Raw genomic sequence first — 19,053 nt, forward strand, 5'->3', positions numbered from 1 at the left:
AATTCAGTCGTCAGTCGTCAGTCTTCAGTCGAGCAGCGGGCTGCGCACGCGCGACAAGCCGCTGGCCTGGTCATAGGCATGGCCGATCTGCAGCACGGCCAGGTCGGCCTGCGCCGGGCCGATGATCTGCAGCCCGGCAGGCAAGCCCTGCGGCCCGAAGCCCGCAGGCGCGGCCAGGGCCGGAAGGCCGGCCATGGTGGCAGGCACCACGGTCTGCATCCAGCGGTGGTAGGTGTCCATCTCGCGGCCGTCCACGGCGTGAGGCCAGTCCAGCGCTGCGTCGAAGGGAAAGACCTGGGCGGAAGGCAGCACCAGAAAGTCGTAGCTGTCGAACAGGCGGCGCAATGTTTCATACCAGGCCGAGCGCACGCGCGCCGCGTCATAGACGGCCATGGCCGGCAGCGCCAGGCCGCGCTCGATTTCCCAGACGGCCTCGGGCTTGAGCAGGGCGCGTTTGGCCGGATCGTTGTACAAGGCGGCGTTGGCGCCGGCCACGCTGAAGCTGCGCAGGTCTATCCAGGCGCGCCACAGGCGCTCGAAATCGAACTGCGGCACGGCCTCCTCCACCGTGCAGCCTGCGGCCGTGAAATGCTGCAGCGCCGCCCGGCAGGTCTGCAGCAGGCCAGGCTCGGTGGGCAGGTGCCCGCCCAGGTCCCCCAGCCAGCCGATGCGCAGGCCCTTGCAGTCGCGCTGCAGCTGCGCGGTCCAGTCCTGGGGCAGCTCGCTGCGGCGGGTCAGCGGCAGGCGCGCATCAAAGCCTGCCTGCACGGACAGCAGCAGGGCCAGGTCGGGGATGTCGCGCGCCATGGGGCCGGCGACGCTGAACTGCTGGAAGAACACCTCTTCCGAGGGGCCATGCGGCACGCAGCCCACCGAGGTGCGCAGTCCGTAGACATGGTTGAAGGCGGCCGGCGTGCGCAGCGAGCCCATCATGTCCGAGCCATCGGCCACGGGCAGCATGCGCAGCGCCACGGCCACGCCCGCCCCGCCGCTGCTGCCGCCTGCCGATCGCGAAGGATCGAAGGCATTGCGCGTGGTCCCGTAGACCGGGTTGTAGGTATGCCCGCCCAGGCCGAACTCGGGCGAATTGCTGCGTGCCACGAAGAGCGCACCGCCTGCGCGCATGCGCTCGAACACCACGCAATCGGCCTGCGACAGCTGGTTCGCGAAGATCGGCGATCCCTTGGTCGTGACCATGCCTGCGGCCGGCATGATGTCCTTGGGCGCCTGCGGAAAGCCGTGCAGCGGCCCCAGGCTCTGGCCGCGCGCCAGCAGCGTATCCAGCTCGCGGGAGCGGCCGCGCAGCCAGTCCCGGTCCAGCGGAGCCACCAGCGCGTTGACCACGGGGTTGAGCCGGTCGATCTGGGCGCAGTAGGCATCCAGCACTTCCAGGCAGGACAGCTCGCGGCCGTGGATGGCCTTGGACAGCGCGACGGCCGACATCTCCACCACGGCACCGCCCCCGGTGGCCAGACCCGGCTGCAGCGCAGCGGCGCTTGTGCTTGACTCCATGGATTTCCTCGTTTTTGTGACAGAACGAAGTCAGCATAAGCAGGCGCAAATATTTCGACAATCGCCATTTTCTCGGCTTATCGTTGCGTTTTCCGCAAACCATAAATGGGAGCCACATGCTTTCCAACCGCCTTCAGGACACGGCCCTGCGCTACTTTCTCGAAGTGGTGCGCAGCGGCTCGGTCAGCGATGCCGCCGCGCGGCTCAACGTCTCGCCCTCGGCCGTGAGCCGCCAGGTCGCCGGTCTGGAAGAGATGCTGGGCGTGCCGCTGTTCGAGCGCCGCCCGCGCGGCATGGCGCCCAGCCCGGCAGGCGAGCTGCTGGCCGCCCACGCGCGCCGCGGTGCGCTGGAGGCCGACCGCGTGGTCTCGGACATCGAGGCCCTGCAGGGCCTGCGCCGGGGCGTGGTGCGCGTGTGCAGCTCGGGCGGCTTTGCCATCGAATTCCTGCCGCGCGCCATGGCGCTGTTTCGTGAACAGTACCCGGGCATGCAGTTCCACCTGCGCGTGGAAGCGCCTGCCGCCGTGACCCAGGCCGTGCTGGGCGGCGAGGCCGATGTCGGCCTGACCTACAGCCGTGCGGCGGCACGCGATATCGAGGTCTGGCACCGCCAGGTCTCGCCCGTGGTCGCCATCATGCGGCCCGACCACGCACTGGCCCGGCATGCCAGCATCACCCTGGCCCAGATGCATCCCCATGCCATTGCCCTGCCCGAGGACGCCAACACCGCGCGCCAGCTGTTCGACATTGCCTGCAGCCACCGGCGCCTGGTGTTCGAGCCTGCCCTGGTCAGCGGCCAGTTCGAGACCCTGGTGCACTTCGTGCTGCATGGCGGCGGCCTGTCATTGGGTGGTGAGGTCACCATGCGCGAGCGCGTGCGCCGTGGCGAACTGCATGCGGTGCCCATACGCGAACGCGGCATGAACGCACGCGCCATCGAGCTGCAGACGCTGGCAGGCCGCACGCTGTCCAAGGGAGTGCGGGCCTTCGTGGAGCATCTGCGGGAGCTGCTGCCTCCCGGGTAAGAAGACGAAGTAGAAGAAGCAGAGAAAGACGGAAGGGATGGACTGCAGGCCGGCGCCCGTGCTCAGCCCTGCCCGACTTCCAGGTGGCACTGTGCCCAGTGCCACTGCGCCCGGCGCGTGGCCTCCCGCAGCCGCTGGGCCAGCACATGGCGAGCAGGCAGGCCGGGCAGATACTCGGCCATCTGGACGCCGCCGCGGCCCAGCTCCAGCAGTTCGATCTGCTCCGAGCTGTTGCCCGAGCACAGCATGATGCCCAGCGGCGCATCCTCGCCCGGCTCATGCTCATGCCGATCCAGCCAGCGCAGGTAGTGCTCCATCCGATCCTTGTCCTCGGCCGCGAATTCGCCCACCTTCAGCTCCACCGCCACCAGCCGCCGCAGCCTGCGGTGGTAGAACAGCAGGTCAAGCTGGAAATCCTGGTCATCCATCTGCATGTGCCTTTGTCGCGCCACCAGGCTGAAGCCCATGCCCGACTTCAGGAAAAAGGCCTCCATCTCGCGGATGACGGCCGCCTGCAGGTCGCCCTCCTGCCAGGCATCGTGCAGCCCCAGGAAGTCGAGGATGTAGGGGTCTCGCATGAACAGCGCTGGCGACATGCGCTCGGTGGCTCGCTGCGTGGGCTCCTGCGCGACCAGCGTGTCCGTATCGAAGGACAGCACGGTGCGCTCGTACAGCCGGGAATCGATGCGGCTGCGCAGCGTGCGGGCGCTCCAGCGCTCAATGCTCGCCATGCTGGCGTAGTACTCGCGCTGCAGGGCGTCCTTGAGCGGAATCAGCGCGATGAAATGCGCCCAGCTCAACTGCCGCGTGGGCGAGATGACCAGGGGCTCATCAGGAAAGGTGGTGGAGAACTGCACCATGCGCCACAGGTTCTTTTCCGAGAAACTGCCGCCATAGCCCTGGACCAGATGCCCGGCCAGGGAGGGCAGGACCTTGTCGCTGCAGCCGGCCTGCCGCACCTCGGATTCGCAGTCATGGATGTGCTGGCCGATATGCCAGTACAGCAGGGTCATTTCGCTGTTGATGGTGGAAGCCACCCGAAGCCGCGCGGCCTCGATCAGGTCGCGGACATCACCCAGCAGGGTCTGCGCCGCCGCGATCGCGGGAGAAACGGATATCTTGCGAGTGGCCATGCGGTCGCCCCCTCCTGGTGGCGTGTTGTCTGTATGTGTGGTGTCGGCGGAATCGATCCGGCCCACTATTGCCATGCGGCCCCAGCACGTCAACGCCACAACGGCATAACCAGACGATCTGGCCCTCGCAGACATCAAAAACCAGAACAGTCCTAGAAATCACACTTGCACGACAATGCTCGCCACATCGATGGACACGCGCTCCCCACAATGAAAACCACCAGCATCGAACCCTTCTTCGCCACACTCAAGGCCGCCAACCCCTCGCCCCAGACCGAGCTGGAATACACCAACGTGTTCGAGCTGCTGTCTGCCGTGCTGCTCTCGGCCCAGGCCACGGACGTGGGCGTGAACAAGGCCACGCGCAAGCTGTTTCCCGTGGCCAATACGCCCCAGGCCATCCTGGACCTGGGACTTGAAGGGCTGGAGGGATACATCAAGACCATCGGCCTGTACCGCAGCAAGGCCAAACACCTGATGCAGACCTGCCAGATCCTGGTCGACCGCCACGGCGGCCAGGTGCCGCGCACGCGCGAGGAGCTGGAAGCCCTGCCCGGCGTGGGCCGCAAGACGGCCAACGTGGTGCTGAACGTGGCCTTTGGCCAGCCCACCATGGCCGTGGACACGCACATCTTCCGCGTGGGCAACCGCACGGGCCTGGCGCCGGGCAAGACGCCGCTGGCCGTGGAAATGCAGCTCATGAAGCGCGTGCCGGCGGCCTATGCCGTGGACTCGCACCACTGGCTCATCCTGCTGGGCCGCTATGTCTGCCAGGCCCGCAAGCCACGCTGCTGGGAGTGCGTGGTGGCGCCGTACTGCGACTACTCGCCCAAGACGCCTGCGCCGGCTGCGGGCAAGCGCTGAGCTTCAATCGGCCTTGAAGCCCGTGGCCGCCACGGCCTTGCCCCAGGTGACCGTGTCGGCGCGCATGATGCGGGCGAGTTCGTCGCCCGTGGTGCCCGTCACGCGGAAACCGGCCTCTTCCAGCCGGCTGCGGCTGTCGGGCTGCTGCAGGGCGCGCACGATGTCGGCCTGCAGCCTGGCCACGATCTCGGGCGGTGTCTTGGCGGGCGCGACCACGCCGAACCAGGAATTGAACTCCAGCGACGGATAGCCCTGCTCCCGGATGGTCGGCAGATCGGGCATGGACGGGGTGCGCGTGGCGCCCGTGCTGCCCAGGGCTGCGAGCTTGCCGGCCTTGACCTGGGGCGCGGCCAGGGCTGCCGTGGCAAAGACGGCCTGCACATCGCCGCTGAACAGGCCGCCCAGGGCATCGTTGGTGTTCTTGTAGTGCACGGGCTCGGGCCTGAGCTGCACGGCATTGCCGAACATGAAGGCGCCGAAGTGGCCGGGCGTGCCGGCGCCGAAGGTGGCGATGAACAGTTCCTTGCGCTGGCGCGCCCAGGCCACGAAGTCGGGCACATTGCGGGCCGGCATTTTCTGCGGATTGACCAGCAGCACGAAGTCGGAGGTGACGACCTGGCTGACGGGCGCAAAGTCCTTTTGCGGGTCGTAGGGCAGGCGCTGGTAGGTGTTGGGCGCAATGCTGAGCTGGCCAGTCTCGCCCAGCATCAGCGTGTAGCCGTCAGGCACGGCGCGTGCCGCCTCGCTGGCGGCGATGAGGCCGCCAGCGCCCGGCTTGTTGTCCACGACCACGCCCAGGTTGCCCCATTGCTCGGACAGCTTTTGCGCAAGCAGGCGCGCCACGATGTCCGGCCCCGTTCCCGCAGGAAAGCCGACGAGCAGGCGCACGGGCTTGCTCGGAAAAGCAGGCTGGGCGCTGGCCGCGGCCCAGGGAGCCAGCCCGGTGGCCAGCACGGCGGCAAGTGCGCAGGCCACGGCGGTGCGGCGCGACTTAGATGCCTGGTTTTTCATATGTCTTGTCTCCTGCATTGTGGGTATCGAAAGGGGAAAGGCGCGGCTCAGAGCAGCTCGTGAAAGCGCATCTGCACGCGGTCGGGATGGCGCGCGCCGGTGCCGAAGAACAGGCGCTCGTTGATCCAGGCCAGCGCCCGGCTGGCCGTCTCCATGCGGGGCGCGCAGCGGAAATAGATGTGCGCGGGGTCCACGGGCTCACCGCGCGCCAGCTTTGCCATGAGCGCCGGGTCGCCGCTGCGCAGCGCCTGGTTGCAGACATAGATCAGGTCGCCGGCATCGGTCTCCAGCACATAGCGCGCGTCGAGTTCGGCCAGCCCGCCGTGCACGATGCGCTGGAAGTCCGCGCCTCCGGGCAGCACGCGCGCGCTCCAGCCGTCGCCCCGGGCCGTGCCGCCCAGGATGGGGATCAGTCGGCGCCCGCCGTGCGCCGTGGCACCGACCTCCTGCGGCGGGCCTACCTGCACGCTCAGGTCGGCGAAGAAGCGAAAGCGCGGATCGGGCAGGGCCGCAGGGTGCGGCACGTTGTCTGGCATGGTTCTGGGGCTCCGGTGAATGGGATCGGGACCTAGCATAAGCACCATTGCCCGGGCAGGCCGTCATCCCGGAAGATGACAGCGCCCTGCCCGCCCCTGCCTTCCCTTGAGACACTGGACCGCCCCCTCCGACACCCCTGACGCCAGCGCCCTGGGCGCCCATGCGTCCGGCCATGCGTCCGGCCACGCGCCCAGCCACGCCATCGGCCACATGGTCGCCAGCCTGGGCGAGCCCGGCTTCGCCCGGCAGGTGCTGGAGGCCATGAACCCGCTGCTGCCCGCCGCCTCCTGGTCGGTCTACCGCACGGGCCCGCGCAGCCGGCCGCAGCTGTTCCTGTCGGCCAGCAGCGAGGCGCGCGACACCACGCGCGACTGCTGGTGGGCCTATCTCTCGGGTCCTTATCTGCGCGACAGCACCTGGAACCACGGCGACGCCGGCCCGGCACGCAGCACGGCGCTGTGCCACATCACGGCCCAGGAGGTGGAAGGCGAGCACCGCGCCCTGGTCTACGACGCGCACGGCATGGCCGAGCGCGTGTCCATCGTCGAGCACCAGGACGACGGCGGTGTGTTTGCCGTCAACTTCTACCGCCACCAGCACCAGAGGGCGCTAGGCGATGCGCAGATCGGCTGCTTCGAGAGCATGGCGCCCGTGCTGCTGGCCCTGGCGCACAAGCACATCGCGCTGACGCAGGCGCAGCCTGCCGTGGCTGCGGCATCGGCGTCCCCAGCCCCCCAGCCCAGACAGCGCCAGACATTGCCCGCCCTGCGCATGCGCCTGCTGCAGGCACAGCCCGGCCTCACGCCGCGCGAACTCGATGTCTGCGCCCGGCTGCTGCAGGGCATGACGCACGAGGGCATTGCCTGCGACCTGTCCCTCAGCCTGCCCACCGTCAAGACCTACCGTAACCGCGCATTTGCACGGCTGGGCATCCACTTTCGCAGCGAGCTGTTCGCGCTGGCCATGGAGCCGCAGGGCTGAAGGGGCCGGGGCTCAGTCCAGCGAGGCGCCGGAGTCCTTCACAATGCGCGCCCACTTGGCGATGTCCTCGCGCAGCAGGGCCGCCATCCGGTCCGGTGACACGGGCTTGTCGGCCGGGCCGGCCAGCTCCACGCCCGAGGCTTCGAGCTTGCCGCGCAGATCGCCGGCCGCCAGCGCGCGGGCCATGCCGTCCTGCAACTGCGCCAGCACCGGCGCGGGCACGCCTTCAGGAGCAAACAGCCCCACCCACAGCGTGCCGTTGTAGCCGGGCACGGTCTCGCCAATGGTGGGCACATCGGGCAGCAGCGGCGATCGCGCCGCGCCGCTCACGGCCAGCGCGCGCAGCCGGCCGGCCTGGATATGGGGCAGCGTTGACGGCAGGCTGCCGAACAGCAGCGGCACCTGCCCGCCCAGCACATCGTTGAGCGCGGGCGCCACGCCCTTGTAGGGCACGTGCTGCAGCTGGATGCCCGCCATGCTGTTGAGCATCTCGCCCAGCAGATGGTTGAGCGTGCCGTTGCCGGCCGAGGCATAGCGGAACTCGTCGGGCCGGCCCCGGGACATGGCGATCAGCTCGGGCACGGATTTGGCCGCAAAGCCGGGATGGGCCAGCAACACATTGGGCACGGAGCCGATCAGGCCGATGGGCCGGAAGTCCTTCACCGGATCGAAACCCGGCTTGCGGTACAGCGCGGGGTTGATGGCCTGGCTGCTGCTGATGGTCATCAGCAGGGTATGCCCGTCGCGCGGCGCCTTGGCCACGGCCTGTGTGCCGATGTTGCCGCCCGCACCGGGCCGGTTCTCGACCACCACGCTGGCGCCCAGCACCTCGGCCAGCTTCTGGCTGACCAGCCGGCCCACGATGTCATTGGTGCCGCCCGGCGCCTGCGGGACGATCATCACGATGGGCCGCGCGGGCCAGGCCTGGGCATGGCCCAGCAGTGGCAAGGCGAGTGCGGCGGCCAGCAGGCTTCGGCGGTGCAAAAGGCTCGACGGCAGGGGAAAGGAAGAATCCGGCATGGTCATGTCTCCATTTGTTCTTGTCGCAAGCCCGCATGGTTGCCCGTGCCGGGCCAGCGCACAATCGCGCATTTCCTGACCCGGCCTTCGGAATTGACAAAGCCTTGACCCCGCCCATGCCCTCTTCGCCCTTCATGCCCCTCATGCACTTCGACCTGACGGACCTGCGCCTGTTCGTGCATGCCGCCGAACTGGGCAGCCTCACGCGCGCCTCGCAAAGGCAGCACCTGTCCCTGGCCGCAGCCAGCCTGCGTATCAAGGCGCTGGAGGAGCAGGCGGGCATGCCCCTGCTGTACCGCGAGGCGCGCGGCGTGCGGCCCACGCCGGCCGGCGAAGCCTTCCTGCACCACGCGCGCGGCATGCTGCTGCAGTCCGAGCAGTTGCGCCACGACCTGCAGGAGTACGGCGCCGGCCTGCGCGGCCATGTGCGGGTGTTTGCCAACACCACGGCCGTGACCGATTTCCTGCCCGAGATACTGCCGGCCTTTCTTGCCGACCACCCGCGCGTGAACGTGGACCTGCAGGAGCGGCCCAACGCCGAGATCGCGCGCGGCGTGCTCGACGGCCGGGCCGACCTGGGCATCGTGGCCGGCCAGGTGGACACGCTGGGCCTGCAGACCATCCACTTCAGCACCGACCGGCTGGTGCTGGCCACGCCGCGCGGCCACCGCTTTGCGCGGCGCAAGCGCATTGCGTTTGCCGAGACGCTGGACGAGGACGCCATCGGCATGCAGCAGGGCAGCACGCTGCAGACCTTTCTGGCGGGTGTGACCGAGCGCCTGGGCAAGCCCATGAAGCTGCGCATTCAGCTGTCCAGCTTCGACGCCATGTGCCGCATGATCGGCGCGGGCGTGGGAATCGGCATCGTTCCCGAGAGCGCCGCACGGCGCAACAGCGACAGCATGCGGCTGGCACTGATCGAGCTGACCGATGCCTGGAGCGTGCGCGAGCGCCGCATCCTCGTGCGCGATCAGGGCCGGCTGCCGCGCCATGCGCAGGCCCTGATCGAGGTGCTGCAGGCCTACTACGCCACGCCGGCAGGCTCCTGAGCCGGCTGCGCTCCCGGCTCCATCAGGCTGGGCAGCGAACGCAGCTGCCCGCCCTGCGCATCGAAGTTGCCGGGCTCCAGCCAGCGCTGGTAGGCCGCGCGCAGCGCCGGCCATTCGCTGTCGATGATGGAGAACCAGGCCGTGTCGCGGCTGCGGCCCTTGTAGACCACGGCCTGGCGGAACACCCCCTCGAACCGGAAGCCCAGGCGCGCCGCCGCGGCACGCGACGGCGCATTCAGGCTGTCGCACTTCCACTCGTAGCGGCGGTAGCCCAGCTCGTCGAAGGCGCGCTGCATCAGCAGGAACTGCGCCTCGGTGGCCGCACGCGTGCGCTTGAGCTGGCGCGAGTAGCAGACAAAGCCCACTTCCATCACGCCGCTGGCCGTGTCCACGCGCATCAGCGCCAGCGAGCCGATGGCACGGCCCGTGGCCAGGTCGATGACGGCGTGGTGCAGCGGGTCATCGCTGGCCTGGGCGGCCTCGGCAAAGCGCAGATAGGCCTGGGCATCCGCGAAGGGGCCCACCGACATGTAGGTCCAGTCGCTGGCGTCCGGCGCCTGGCTGAAGGCATCGAACAGATCGGCTGCATGGCGCGCGGCGGACAGCGGCTCCAGCCGGCAGTAGCGGCCTTGCATGGGCGTGCGCGGCGGGCGCTGGCGCGGGGTCCAGTTGGGAAGGTCGTGGCCTACGGGTTGGGAGTGGGCGTTGAGTGCGGGGGGCATCGGAGATTCCTGGTCAGGTCATTTGGCAGGGCCACGATAGCGCTGGCGTGGCATCATTGAAAGTGCCATATCCCTCTTATTTCATGGTGCCACGCCACCCATTGCATGCCCGCCCCTGACCTGCTGACCAGCCCCTTGCTCACCGGCGCCGGCGCGCCGCCGCGCCAGCGCCAGCTGATCCAGCGCCTGAAGCAGGCCATCCTGGCGGGCCGGCTGCCGGCCGGCGACCGCCTGCCGGCCTCGCGCTCGCTGGCGGAGGATCTGGGAGTCTCGCGCAACACCGTGCTCATCGCCTACGAGCAACTGGCGGCCGAAGGCTATGTGGTCGCCGACCGGCAGGGCACGTGCGTGGCGGCTGTATCCACCCATTCCACGGCAGCCGCCGAGGCCGCCGCCGCGCCCCCCTGCGCACCCCGCACGGCACGGCGCCTGGACCGCATCGCGCCCACACGCCACGCCTTGGACCGCAGCCTGCCCCTGACGCCGGGCACGCCCGCCCTGGACAGGTTTCCCCTGCCCGCCTGGCGCCGTTCGCAGGACCGCGCATTGCGCCTTCCCGCCAGCGCCACGCTGGACTATGGCGACCCTGCGGGCGAGCCCGCACTGCGCCAGGCCATTGCGCAGCACCTGCGCATCTCGCGCGGCGTGCGCTGCGATGCCTCGCGCATCATCGTCACCGAAGGCGCCCAGGGTGCGCTGGACCTGTGCGTGCAACTGCTCACCAACCCGGGCGACCATGCCTGGCTGGAGGAGCCCGGCTACCGGGGCGCCAAGTCGGCCTTTGCGGGGGGAGACCTATGCGTCAGCACACTGCGCGTGGATGCGGATGGCGCAGCCATCGCGCCCGGCCTGTGGGACAGCCATCCTCCACGGCTGATCCAGATCACGCCGTCGCACCAATATCCCACGGGCGCCGTGCTGTCGGTGGCGCGCCGGCTGGACCTGCTGGAGCGCGCGCGCCGCGCGGGGGCCTGGATCATCGAGGACGACTACGACAGCGAATTCCGCCACCAGGGCACGCCCATCGCCGCCATGCAGGGCCAGGTGCCGGACGCGCCCGTGCTCTATGTGGGCACCTTCAGCAAGACCATGTTCCCGGCACTGCGCCTGGGCTTTGTGGTGCTGCCGCAGGCCCTGGCCACCAGCGCGGCATCCGCCGTGCAGGAGATGCTGCGCGGCGGCCATCGACTGGAGCAGCTGGCCATGGCGGACTTCATGGAAAGCGGCCAGTTCTCGCGCCACCTGGGCCGCATGCGGCGCCTGTACCGCGAGCGCCAGGCGGCCCTGCGCGAGGCGCTGGCCACGCAACTGGGCGTGGAGCATGAGGTGCTGGGCGGCCACGGCGGCCTGCACCTGACGGTGCGGCTGCCGCCGGACCTGTCCGACCGCGCCATCGTGGAGCAGGCACGGCGCGCCGGCATGAACCCGGGCGCCCTGTCGTCCTTCGCCCTGGCACCGCTGCCCCAGGACAACGGCTTGGTGATCGGCTATGGCAACACCGATGCCGCGCGCTTTGGCGCGCTGGTCAGGCGGCTGGGCCAGCTGGCGGCGGCCACGGCGCTGGAATAGCGGCCCGGCGCAGGCGGCTATGCCTCTTGCGAGCGTGTGCTCACCCCGGCCTGCGCAAAGCTGGCCATCTCGCCCAGCATGGCGCAGGCCGACACCAGCAGCGGCCAGGCCAGGGCCGCGCCCGAGCCTTCGCCCAGGCGCAGTTGCCAGTCCAGAAGCGGCTCGGCACCCAGGTGGGCCAGCATGCGCACATGGCCGGGCTCGCCCGAGCGGTGCGAGAAAACGCAGCGCTCCAGCACGGCCGGCTGCAGGCGGCTGGCCACCAGCACGGCGGCCGTGGTGATGAAGCCATCGACCACGATGACGCGCCGCTCGGCAGCGGCCTGCAGCACGGCGCCCACCATGGTGGCGACCTCGAAGCCGCCCATGGCCGCCAGCGCGTCCAGCGGTTCCGTGGCCTGGGCGTGCAGCTGCAGCACCTCCTGCAGCACCCCGATCTTGCGGGCCAGCCCGGCCGCATCCAGGCCGGTGCCAGCGCCCGTGACCTCGGCCAGCGGTTCGCCGCACAGCCGCGCCAGCAGCAAGGATGCGCTGGAGGTATTGCCAATGCCCATCTCGCCCAGCAGCAGCGCATTGCCCGGCAACTGGCGCACCAGGGCCGCGCCGTTGCGCAGGGCCATGGCGCATTCGGTGGCCGTCATGGCCGGGCCCTGGCTGCAGTCGCGCGTGCCGTAGCCCAGCTTGCGGCGCCACAGGCGCGGCTGGCCGGGCTGGGGAAGCTTGTCGTCGGGGTCCTGCTCGCGCGCGGGAAAGTCGCGTGCCACGCCGCAGTCCACCACGTTCAGCGCCAGCCCATGCTGGCGTGCCAGCACGCTGACGGCGGCGCCGCCGGCCATGAAGTTCTCGACCATCTGCCAGGTCACATCCACCGGATAGGCCGACACGCCGCGCGCAGCCAGCCCGTGGTCGGCCGCAAACACCAGCATCTGCGGCTGCTGCAGCACCGGCCTGTCCTGACCCAGGATGCAGGCAATGCGCAGCGCCAGCTGCTCCAGCCGCCCCAGCGCGCCCAGCGGCTTGGTCTTGTGGTCTATGGCGTGCTGCACGCGCTGGGTGAAGGCGGCATCGGCCAGCGAGGCGATGGCGGGAATAGCCGCTATAGCGGTAGTGGCGGCATTGGCGCCATCGTGCGAGTGTTCTGTGGGTGCAGCGGAATGCGGGGTGGGCGTTGACATGGCGAAGCGGCCTTGGCCCGGGGCGGGCGTGGCGGGCGGATTGCAAAGGCGCAAGTATGGCGCGCCGCGCAACTCCGGCAGAACCATCGGTCTCTTTCCTGCCGCCATGGACGGTCTGGGCATCGATTGCCGCAGCAGGCCGTACAGGCCGCACCGTTCTGAGACAATCACTGCCACACGTGTCTCCCCAGCCCCCACCCCCATGACGGTTTCCTTCTCGGCCATTCAGCCCGGTCTCAAGCTTGCGGACCAGGTTGCCCGGCAGCTTGAGGCGCGCATCCGCGCCGGCAACCTGCAGCCGGGGCAGAAGCTGCCGACCGAGGCCGAGCTCGTGCAGCAGCTCGAGGTCAGCCGCACCGTCGTGCGCGAGGCGGTGTCCCAGCTCAAGTCGCGCAACCTGGTGGAATCGCGCCAGGGCAGCGGCGTGTTCGTGAAGGCGGCAGGCATAGAGCCACTGGACTTCGAAGGCCTGCCGGCGGCTGGCAGGAATGCGCTGATCCAGATCACCGAGGTGCGCCGCGCACTGGAGACCGAGGTGGCCGAACTCGCGGCGCGGCGGCGCAGCGAAGAGGACATGCAGCGCATCCACGATGCGGAGAGCGCCCTGGCCGAGGCCGTGCGGCTGGGCCGTGACGGCGTGGAGGAAGACATGGCGTTTCACCGCGCCATTGCCCAGGCCTCGGGCAACCCGTTCCTCATCAGCACGCTGGACTACCTGTCGCAGTTCCTGCGCGGTGCCATGCGCATCACGCGCGCCAACGAGGCGCGGCGCGAGGACTTCGGCAAGGCCGTGGAACGCGAGCACCACAGCATCGTGCTGGCCATCGAGGCCGGCGACCCCAAGGCCGCGCGCAAGGCCGCCGCCACGCACATGGGCAACGCCATAGACCGCATCCACCGCGCCGACGCCAGCTTCTGGGAGCAGGACGGCGAACGCCTAGCCCGCGACATCCTGGCCGCCAAGCCCTGAACCTCCGAAACCACCCCTTGGCGCATGGCCAAGGGTTTTCACCTTGTTTGGGTTTTTGCGCAAAATTTGTATGATGACCTGATGACAATATCAGTCACATCTCTTTTTGCACCAGGCACACCCGGCCTTTGCCTGGGCGTTCACCCATGAGCGACGAATCCCGCATCCGCGAGCAGATCTGCGCCACCGGCGCCAGCCTCTACCAGCGGGGCTACACCGTCGGCGCTGCCGGCAACATCAGCGCGCGCCTGCATGACGGCTGGCTGATCACCCCCACCGACGCCTGCCTGGGCCGGCTCGACCCGGCAGAGCTGTCCAAGGTCGATGCCGGCGGGCATTGGGTCAGCGGCGCCAAGCCTTCCAAGACCCTGGTCCTGCATCGGGGCATCTACGGCAATGACGGCGAGGCGTGTGCCGTCATCCACACGCATTCCACCCATCTCGTGGCGCTGACGCTGTCCGGCGTCTGGCGCGAGGACGAGGTGCTGCCGCCCATCACCCCCTACCAGGTCATGAAGGTGGGCCGCATCCCGCTGATCCGCTACCGCCGGCCCGGCGACCCGCAGGCCGCCGCCGAGGTGGCCGCGCTGGCCGGCCAGGTGCGCGGCGCCCTGTTCGAGCGCCTGGGCCCCGTGGTCTGGGAGCGCTCGGTGGAGCAGGCCAGCCATGTGCTGGAAGAGCTGGAGGAGACCGCAAGGCTCTGGCTCATGACCCATCCCCGGCCGCAGCCCCTGGACGCGGCCGCCATCGACGAGCTGCGCACCACCTTCGGGGCGCGCTACTGATTTGCACAGCGGCGCCCACGGCCGCATTCCACCACCCAGCCCATCCACAGCCGCGCAGCCGCCAGGCGGCGCACCAAGCGGCGAATCAAGCGGCGAACCCAAGGGAGACTTGAAATGACGACAACGGATATCGCATCCGGCCAGGCCGGGGCCCACCCTGCCCAGGCCGACTCTGCAGAGACGGCGCGCGCCTACGCCAAGGTGTTCTGGCGCCTCGTGCCGTTCCTCATGCTGTGCTATGTGATCGCCTACCTGGACCGCGTGAACGTGGGCTTTGCCAAGCTGCAGATGTCCCAGGACCTGGGCTTCAGCGAGACCGTGTTCGGCCTGGGCGCAGGCGTGTTCTTCATCGGCTACTTCCTCTTCGAGGTGCCCAGCAACCTGCTCATGCACCGCCTGGGCGCGCGCGTCTGGATCGCCCGCATCATGATCACCTGGGGCATTCTGTCGGCCATGTTCATGTATGTGGAAACGCCCACGGGCTTCTACATCCTGCGCTTTCTGCTGGGCCTGGCCGAGGCGGGCTTCTACCCCGGCGTGATCCTGTACCTGACCTACTGGTACCCGGCCCACCGGCGAGCCAAGATCGTGGCGCTGTTCATGTCGGCCATCCCCGTGGCCGGCATCTTCGGCAACCCGCTGTCGGGCTGGATCATGCAGGCCTTCCACGGCGACCATGGCCTGCACGGCTGGCAGTGGATGTTCCTGATCGAGGCGATTCCCGCCCTGGTGATCGGCGTGGTGACCATCTTCTATCTGGACAACGGCATCTCCAGCGCCAAGTGGCTGACGGCCTCCGAAAAGCAGCTGCTGGCGCGCGAGATCGAGCTGGACCAGCAGCACTCAGGCGCCCAGAAGCATTCGCTCAAGGCCGTTTTCGCCGACCGCCGCGTCTGGTGGATGTGCCTGATCTACTTCGCCTTCGTCGCCGGCCAGTACGGGCTGACCTTCTGGATGCCCACGCTGATCAAGTCCACGGGCGTCACGGGCGCGCTGAACATCGGCCTGCTCAGTGCCATCCCCTTCCTGTGCGCCATCGTGGTGATGAACCTGATGGGCCACAGCGCCGACAGGCGCCGCGAGCGCCGCTGGCACCTGATCGTGCCCGCGCTGATGGGCGCCGTGGGCTTTGCGATGACGGCCTTCTTCGCCGACAACACCGTTCTTTCCCTGATCTTCCTGTCGCTGGCCGCAGCCGGCGTGCTGACCTGCGCGCCGCTGTTCTGGTCGCTGCCCACGGCCTTTCTGTCGGGCACGGCAGCGGCGGCGGGCATTGCCATCGTCAACTCGGTCGGCAACCTCGCGGGCTTCGCCAGCCCTTACATGATCGGCTACCTCAAGGACCTGACCCAGTCCACGCAGGCCGGCATGTTCGTGCTGGCGGGGGTGCTCGTGGTGGGCGCCATCGCGGTCTGGCTCACCCCCGCAAAGATGGTCAACCGCTGACCGGCCCTTCTTCCCATCCTTCAAGCTCCAAGCCCCAAGACACATGAAAGTACTGATCACCGGCGGCGCCGGATTCCTGGGCCAGCGCCTGGCCCGCAAGCTGCTCGAACAGGGTGCGCTGACGCTGGCCGGCACCCGCTGGCCCATCCACCAGATCGACCTGCTCGACGTGGTGGCCAACGACGCCATCGCGGATACGCGCGTGCGCTCCCTGGTGGGCGATATCGCCGACCCGCAGGTGCTGCGCGGCGCCATAGACCAGGACACAGCCGTGATCTTCCATCTGGCCGCCGTGGTCAGCGGCCAGGCCGAGGCCGACTTCGACCTGGGCATGCGCATCAACCTCGATGCCTCGCGCGCCCTGCTGGAGACCTGCCGCGCCGTGGGCCACATGCCGCGCGTGGTCTTCACCAGCTCGGTGGCCGTCTACGGGGGCGACCTGCCAGACATCGTGCTGGACGGCACGGCCCTGAACCCGCAGTCCTCCTACGGCACGCAAAAAGCCATTGCCGAGCTGCTGCTGGCCGACTACACGCGGCGCGGCTTTGTCGACGGCCGCGTGCTGCGCCTGCCCACGATCAGCGTGCGCCCGGGCCGGCCCAATGCGGCCGCCTCGTCGTTTGCCAGCGGCATCATCCGCGAGCCCCTCAACGGCGAGGCGGCCAACTGCCCCGTGGGTGCCACCACGCGCCTGTGGCTGCTGTCGCCACGCCGCGCCGTCGAGGCCCTGGTCGCAGGCTGCGAACTCGATGCCAGCGCCGTCGCCGACCGCCGCCCCATCAACCTGCCTGGCGTGTCCGTCAGCGCAGGCGACATGGTGCGCGCGCTGCGCGAAGTGGCTGGCGACGAAGTGGCCAACCGCGTGAGCTGGCAGCCCGACGACAAGGTCGAGCGCATCGTCGGCAGCTGGCCCGGCCGCTGGGATACCACGCGCGCCAACCGGCTGGGCCTGCGCGGCGACGAGGACTTTGCGGCCATCGTGCGCGCCTACATCGCCGATGACCTGACACCCCCACGCCAGCCATGAACCACACCACCGCCACACCCCGCGCCGTCGGCGTGATCGGCCTGGGCGCCATGGGCGCCGGCATGGCGCAAAGCCTGCGCCGCGCCGGCCACCACGTGCATGTCCACGACATCCGCCCCGAGGCCGCAGCCGCCTTCGCAGCCGAAGGTGGCACGGCCTGCGCCACGCTGGCCGACATGGCCGCCGCTTGCCGCATCATCGTCAGCGTGGTCGTCAACGCCCGGCAGACCGAGGCCGTGCTGTTCGGCGAAGGCGGCATCGCCCCCGCGCTGCAGCCCGGCTCCGTCTTCATCATGTGCTCCACCGTGGACCCCAACTGGTCCGTGGCGCTGGAGGCCAGGCTGCAGGCGCAGGGCGTGCACTACATTGACGCGCCCATCTCCGGCGGCGCGGCCAAGGCCGCGTCCGGGCAGATGACCATGATGACGGCAGGCCGCCCCGAGGCCTATGCCGCCTGCGAAGGCGTGCTCGACGCCATGGCCGCCAAGGTCTACCGCCTGGGCGACAGCGCGGGCGCGGGCAGCAAGGTCAAGATCATCAACCAGCTGCTGGCCGGCGTGCACATTGCCGCAGCGGCCGAGGCCATGGCCCTGGGCCTGCGCGAAGGCGTCGATGCCGCCGCGCTCTACGAGGTCATCACCCACAGCGCCGGCAACAGCTGGATGTTCGAGAACCGCATGGCCCATGTGCTGGCCGGCGACTACACCCCGCTGTCGGCCGTGGACATCTTCGTCAAGGACCTGGGCCTGGTGCTGGACACCGCGCGCCACAGCAAATTCCCGCTGCCCCTGGCCTCCACGGCCCACCAGATGTTCATGCAGGCATCCACCGCCGGCCATGGCCGCGAGGACGACAGCGCCGTCATCAAGATATTCCCGGGCATCACCCTGCCCCAGGCTCCATCGGAATCCCCATGACCCTTCTTCTGGGCTGCATAGCCGACGACTTCACGGGCGCCACCGACCTGGCGAACAACCTGGTGCGCGCAGGCATGCGCGTGGTGCAAAGCATTGGCGTACCCGCCGGCCCGGTGGACGAGGGCGTGGACGCCGTCGTGGTCGCGCTCAAGTCGCGCACCATCGCGCCGGCCGATGCCATTGCGCAATCGCTGCAGGCCCTCGAATGGCTGCAGGCCCAGGGCGCCAATGGCCGCGCGCCGCAGATCTACTTCAAGTACTGCTCCACCTTCGACAGCACGCCGCAGGGCAACATCGGCCCCGTGACCGATGCGCTGATGGACGCGCTGGGCTGTGGCTTCACCATCGCCACACCGGCCTTCCCCGACAACCAGCGCACCGTCTTCAAGGGCCACCTGTTCGTAGGCGATGTGCTGCTCAGCGATAGCGGCATGCGCAACCATCCTCTCACGCCCATGACCGATGCCAACCTGGTGCGCGTGCTGCAGGCGCAGACACGGCGCAAGGTGGGCCTGATCGACCATGTGGCGGTCGCGCAGGGCGAGGCCGCCATCCGCGCGCGCATCGCCGCACTCCAGGCCGAGGGCGTGGGCATGGCCGTGGTCGATGCCGTCTCCAACGACGACCTGCTGCGCCTGGGCCCGGTGCTGGCCGGCATGCCCCTGGTCACAGCCGGCTCGGGCGTGGCCATCGGCCTGCCCGCGAACTTCGGCATCCAGCCCACGGCCCAGGCCGCTGCCCTGCCAACCGCCACCGGCCTGCAGGCGGTCGTCTCGGGCAGTTGCTCGGTGGCCACCAATGCACAGGTGGCGCACTTCATCGCCTCGGGGCGCCCTGCCCTGGCGCTGGAGCCCCTGCGCATCGCCGCCGGCGAGGACGAAGCCGGCAAGGCCCTGGCCTGGGCCCGCCAGCACATCGCCAGCGGCCCGGTGCTGATCTACTCCACGGCCGAATCCGCGGCCGTCAAGGCCGTGCAGGGCCGCCTGGGCGTGGAGCAGGCCGGCACACTGGTCGAACAGACCATCGCCGCCATCGCCCGGGGGCTGGTCGAGACGGGCGTGCGCCAGCTCATCGTGGCCGGTGGCGAAACCTCGGGCGCCTGCGTGCAGGCGCTGGGCATCGAGCAAATGCGCATAGGGCCGCAGATCGACCCTGGCGTGCCCTGGTGCCATGCCGCCTCGCCCCTGGCGCCGCAGGGGCTGCACCTCACGCTCAAGTCCGGCAACTTCGGCACCACGGACTTCTTCACCAAGGCCTTCGGCGCGTTGCAGCGCGCCTGATGCCACACTCAGCATCCGTTTTCAGGAAAG

Annotated in this window: 18 protein-coding genes; 11 read left to right on the top strand and 7 right to left on the bottom strand. The window is 69.4% G+C overall.

Translation table 11 applies throughout. The annotated features are described in order from the left end of the window. Positions 1–24 precede the first annotated feature (24 nt). Complete coding sequence (locus tag U6958_RS22810; protein WP_074922996.1) at positions 25–1,512, bottom strand: amidase; 1,488 nt, start codon at positions 1,510–1,512, stop codon at positions 25–27. A 116-nt stretch (positions 1,513–1,628) separates the two neighbouring features. Between U6958_RS22810 and U6958_RS22815 the strand changes: the two genes are divergently transcribed. Beyond that, positions 1,629–2,537 (top strand): LysR family transcriptional regulator, encoded by a 909-nt coding sequence (locus U6958_RS22815; protein ID WP_016445247.1) that lies wholly within the window; start codon positions 1,629–1,631, stop codon positions 2,535–2,537. 62 nt (positions 2,538–2,599) lie between these two features. Here the strand turns inward: U6958_RS22815 and U6958_RS22820 are convergent, their stop codons facing one another. Further along, positions 2,600–3,670, bottom strand: a complete 1,071-nt coding sequence (locus tag U6958_RS22820) for a YhcG family protein (protein ID WP_074922995.1) — start codon at positions 3,668–3,670, stop codon at positions 2,600–2,602. Positions 3,671–3,880: 210 nt separating this feature from the next. Here U6958_RS22820 and nth point away from each other — a divergent pair, with 210 nt between their 5' ends. Then, on the top strand, positions 3,881–4,534 hold the full coding sequence (gene nth, locus U6958_RS22825) for an endonuclease III (protein WP_074922994.1): 654 nt from the start codon (positions 3,881–3,883) through the stop codon (positions 4,532–4,534). A gap of 3 nt (positions 4,535–4,537) precedes the next feature. Here nth and U6958_RS22830 read toward each other — a convergent pair whose 3' ends face one another. Together U6958_RS22830 and U6958_RS22835 are read right to left on the bottom strand one after the other, a co-directional pair. Further along, positions 4,538–5,545, bottom strand: a complete 1,008-nt coding sequence (locus U6958_RS22830) for a tripartite tricarboxylate transporter substrate binding protein (RefSeq protein WP_074922993.1) — start codon at positions 5,543–5,545, stop codon at positions 4,538–4,540. A 47-nt stretch (positions 5,546–5,592) separates the two neighbouring features. Continuing rightward, entirely contained in the window at positions 5,593–6,081 is a 489-nt protein-coding gene (locus tag U6958_RS22835; RefSeq protein WP_074922992.1) for a DUF3237 domain-containing protein, read from the bottom strand. A 211-nt stretch (positions 6,082–6,292) separates the two neighbouring features. Between U6958_RS22835 and U6958_RS22840 the strand changes: the two genes are divergently transcribed. Then, the gene (locus U6958_RS22840; RefSeq protein ID WP_074923032.1) at positions 6,293–7,063 is read left to right on the top strand and encodes a helix-turn-helix transcriptional regulator; all 771 of its coding nucleotides are present in this window, start codon (positions 6,293–6,295) and stop codon (positions 7,061–7,063) included. 12 nt (positions 7,064–7,075) lie between these two features. Here the strand turns inward: U6958_RS22840 and U6958_RS22845 are convergent, their stop codons facing one another. Then, positions 7,076–8,083: a tripartite tricarboxylate transporter substrate binding protein gene (locus tag U6958_RS22845; protein ID WP_074923031.1), complete on the bottom strand. Its 1,008-nt coding sequence runs from the start codon at positions 8,081–8,083 to the stop codon at positions 7,076–7,078. A gap of 143 nt (positions 8,084–8,226) precedes the next feature. Here U6958_RS22845 and U6958_RS22850 point away from each other — a divergent pair, with 143 nt between their 5' ends. Then, positions 8,227–9,132, top strand: coding sequence for a LysR family transcriptional regulator (locus U6958_RS22850; protein WP_174538880.1), 906 nt, complete (start codon positions 8,227–8,229; stop codon positions 9,130–9,132). Here U6958_RS22850 and U6958_RS22855 read toward each other — a convergent pair. Continuing rightward, the gene (locus U6958_RS22855; RefSeq protein WP_074922991.1) at positions 9,108–9,854 is read right to left on the bottom strand and encodes a GNAT family N-acetyltransferase; all 747 of its coding nucleotides are present in this window, start codon (positions 9,852–9,854) and stop codon (positions 9,108–9,110) included. The genes U6958_RS22850 and U6958_RS22855 overlap by 25 nt on opposite strands. Before the next feature lie 105 nt (positions 9,855–9,959). On the opposite strand from U6958_RS22855, the gene U6958_RS22860 reads away from it, so the two are divergent. Further along, complete coding sequence (locus tag U6958_RS22860) at positions 9,960–11,423, top strand: PLP-dependent aminotransferase family protein (protein ID WP_074922990.1); 1,464 nt, start codon at positions 9,960–9,962, stop codon at positions 11,421–11,423. Positions 11,424–11,440: 17 nt separating this feature from the next. Here U6958_RS22860 and cobT read toward each other — a convergent pair whose 3' ends face one another. Further along, a complete protein-coding gene (gene cobT, locus U6958_RS22865) occupies positions 11,441–12,685 on the bottom strand; it encodes a nicotinate-nucleotide--dimethylbenzimidazole phosphoribosyltransferase (protein WP_074922989.1) in 1,245 nt (414 codons plus the stop codon). Between the two features lie 115 nt (positions 12,686–12,800). Here cobT and U6958_RS22870 point away from each other — a divergent pair, with 115 nt between their 5' ends. The 6 genes from U6958_RS22870 to otnK all read left to right on the top strand — a co-directional run bounded on the left by U6958_RS22870 (position 12,801) and on the right by otnK (position 19,023). Then, positions 12,801–13,568: a FadR/GntR family transcriptional regulator gene (locus U6958_RS22870; protein ID WP_016445234.1), complete on the top strand. Its 768-nt coding sequence runs from the start codon at positions 12,801–12,803 to the stop codon at positions 13,566–13,568. Positions 13,569–13,714: 146 nt separating this feature from the next. Next, positions 13,715–14,353 carry an aldolase gene (locus U6958_RS22875; protein ID WP_016445233.1) on the top strand — a complete coding sequence of 213 codons (639 nt, stop codon included), beginning with the start codon at positions 13,715–13,717 and terminating at the stop codon, positions 14,351–14,353. 114 nt (positions 14,354–14,467) lie between these two features. Continuing rightward, the gene (locus U6958_RS22880) at positions 14,468–15,799 is read left to right on the top strand and encodes an MFS transporter (RefSeq protein ID WP_074922988.1); all 1,332 of its coding nucleotides are present in this window, start codon (positions 14,468–14,470) and stop codon (positions 15,797–15,799) included. Between the two features lie 43 nt (positions 15,800–15,842). Then, positions 15,843–16,826 carry a D-erythronate dehydrogenase gene (gene denD / locus U6958_RS22885; RefSeq protein WP_074922987.1) on the top strand — a complete coding sequence of 328 codons (984 nt, stop codon included), beginning with the start codon at positions 15,843–15,845 and terminating at the stop codon, positions 16,824–16,826. Next, entirely contained in the window at positions 16,823–17,743 is a 921-nt protein-coding gene (gene ltnD / locus U6958_RS22890) for an L-threonate dehydrogenase (RefSeq protein WP_074922986.1), read from the top strand. The genes denD and ltnD overlap by 4 nt, the downstream gene beginning before the upstream one ends. Then, complete coding sequence (otnK, locus tag U6958_RS22895) at positions 17,740–19,023, top strand: 3-oxo-tetronate kinase (protein WP_074922985.1); 1,284 nt, start codon at positions 17,740–17,742, stop codon at positions 19,021–19,023. Before ltnD ends, otnK begins: the two co-directional genes overlap by 4 nt. The last annotated feature ends 30 nt before the right edge of the window (positions 19,024–19,053 follow it).

The sequence above is a fragment of the Delftia lacustris genome, from assembly GCF_040267515.1.
Taxonomy (GTDB): domain Bacteria; phylum Pseudomonadota; class Gammaproteobacteria; order Burkholderiales; family Burkholderiaceae_C; genus Comamonas; species Comamonas tsuruhatensis.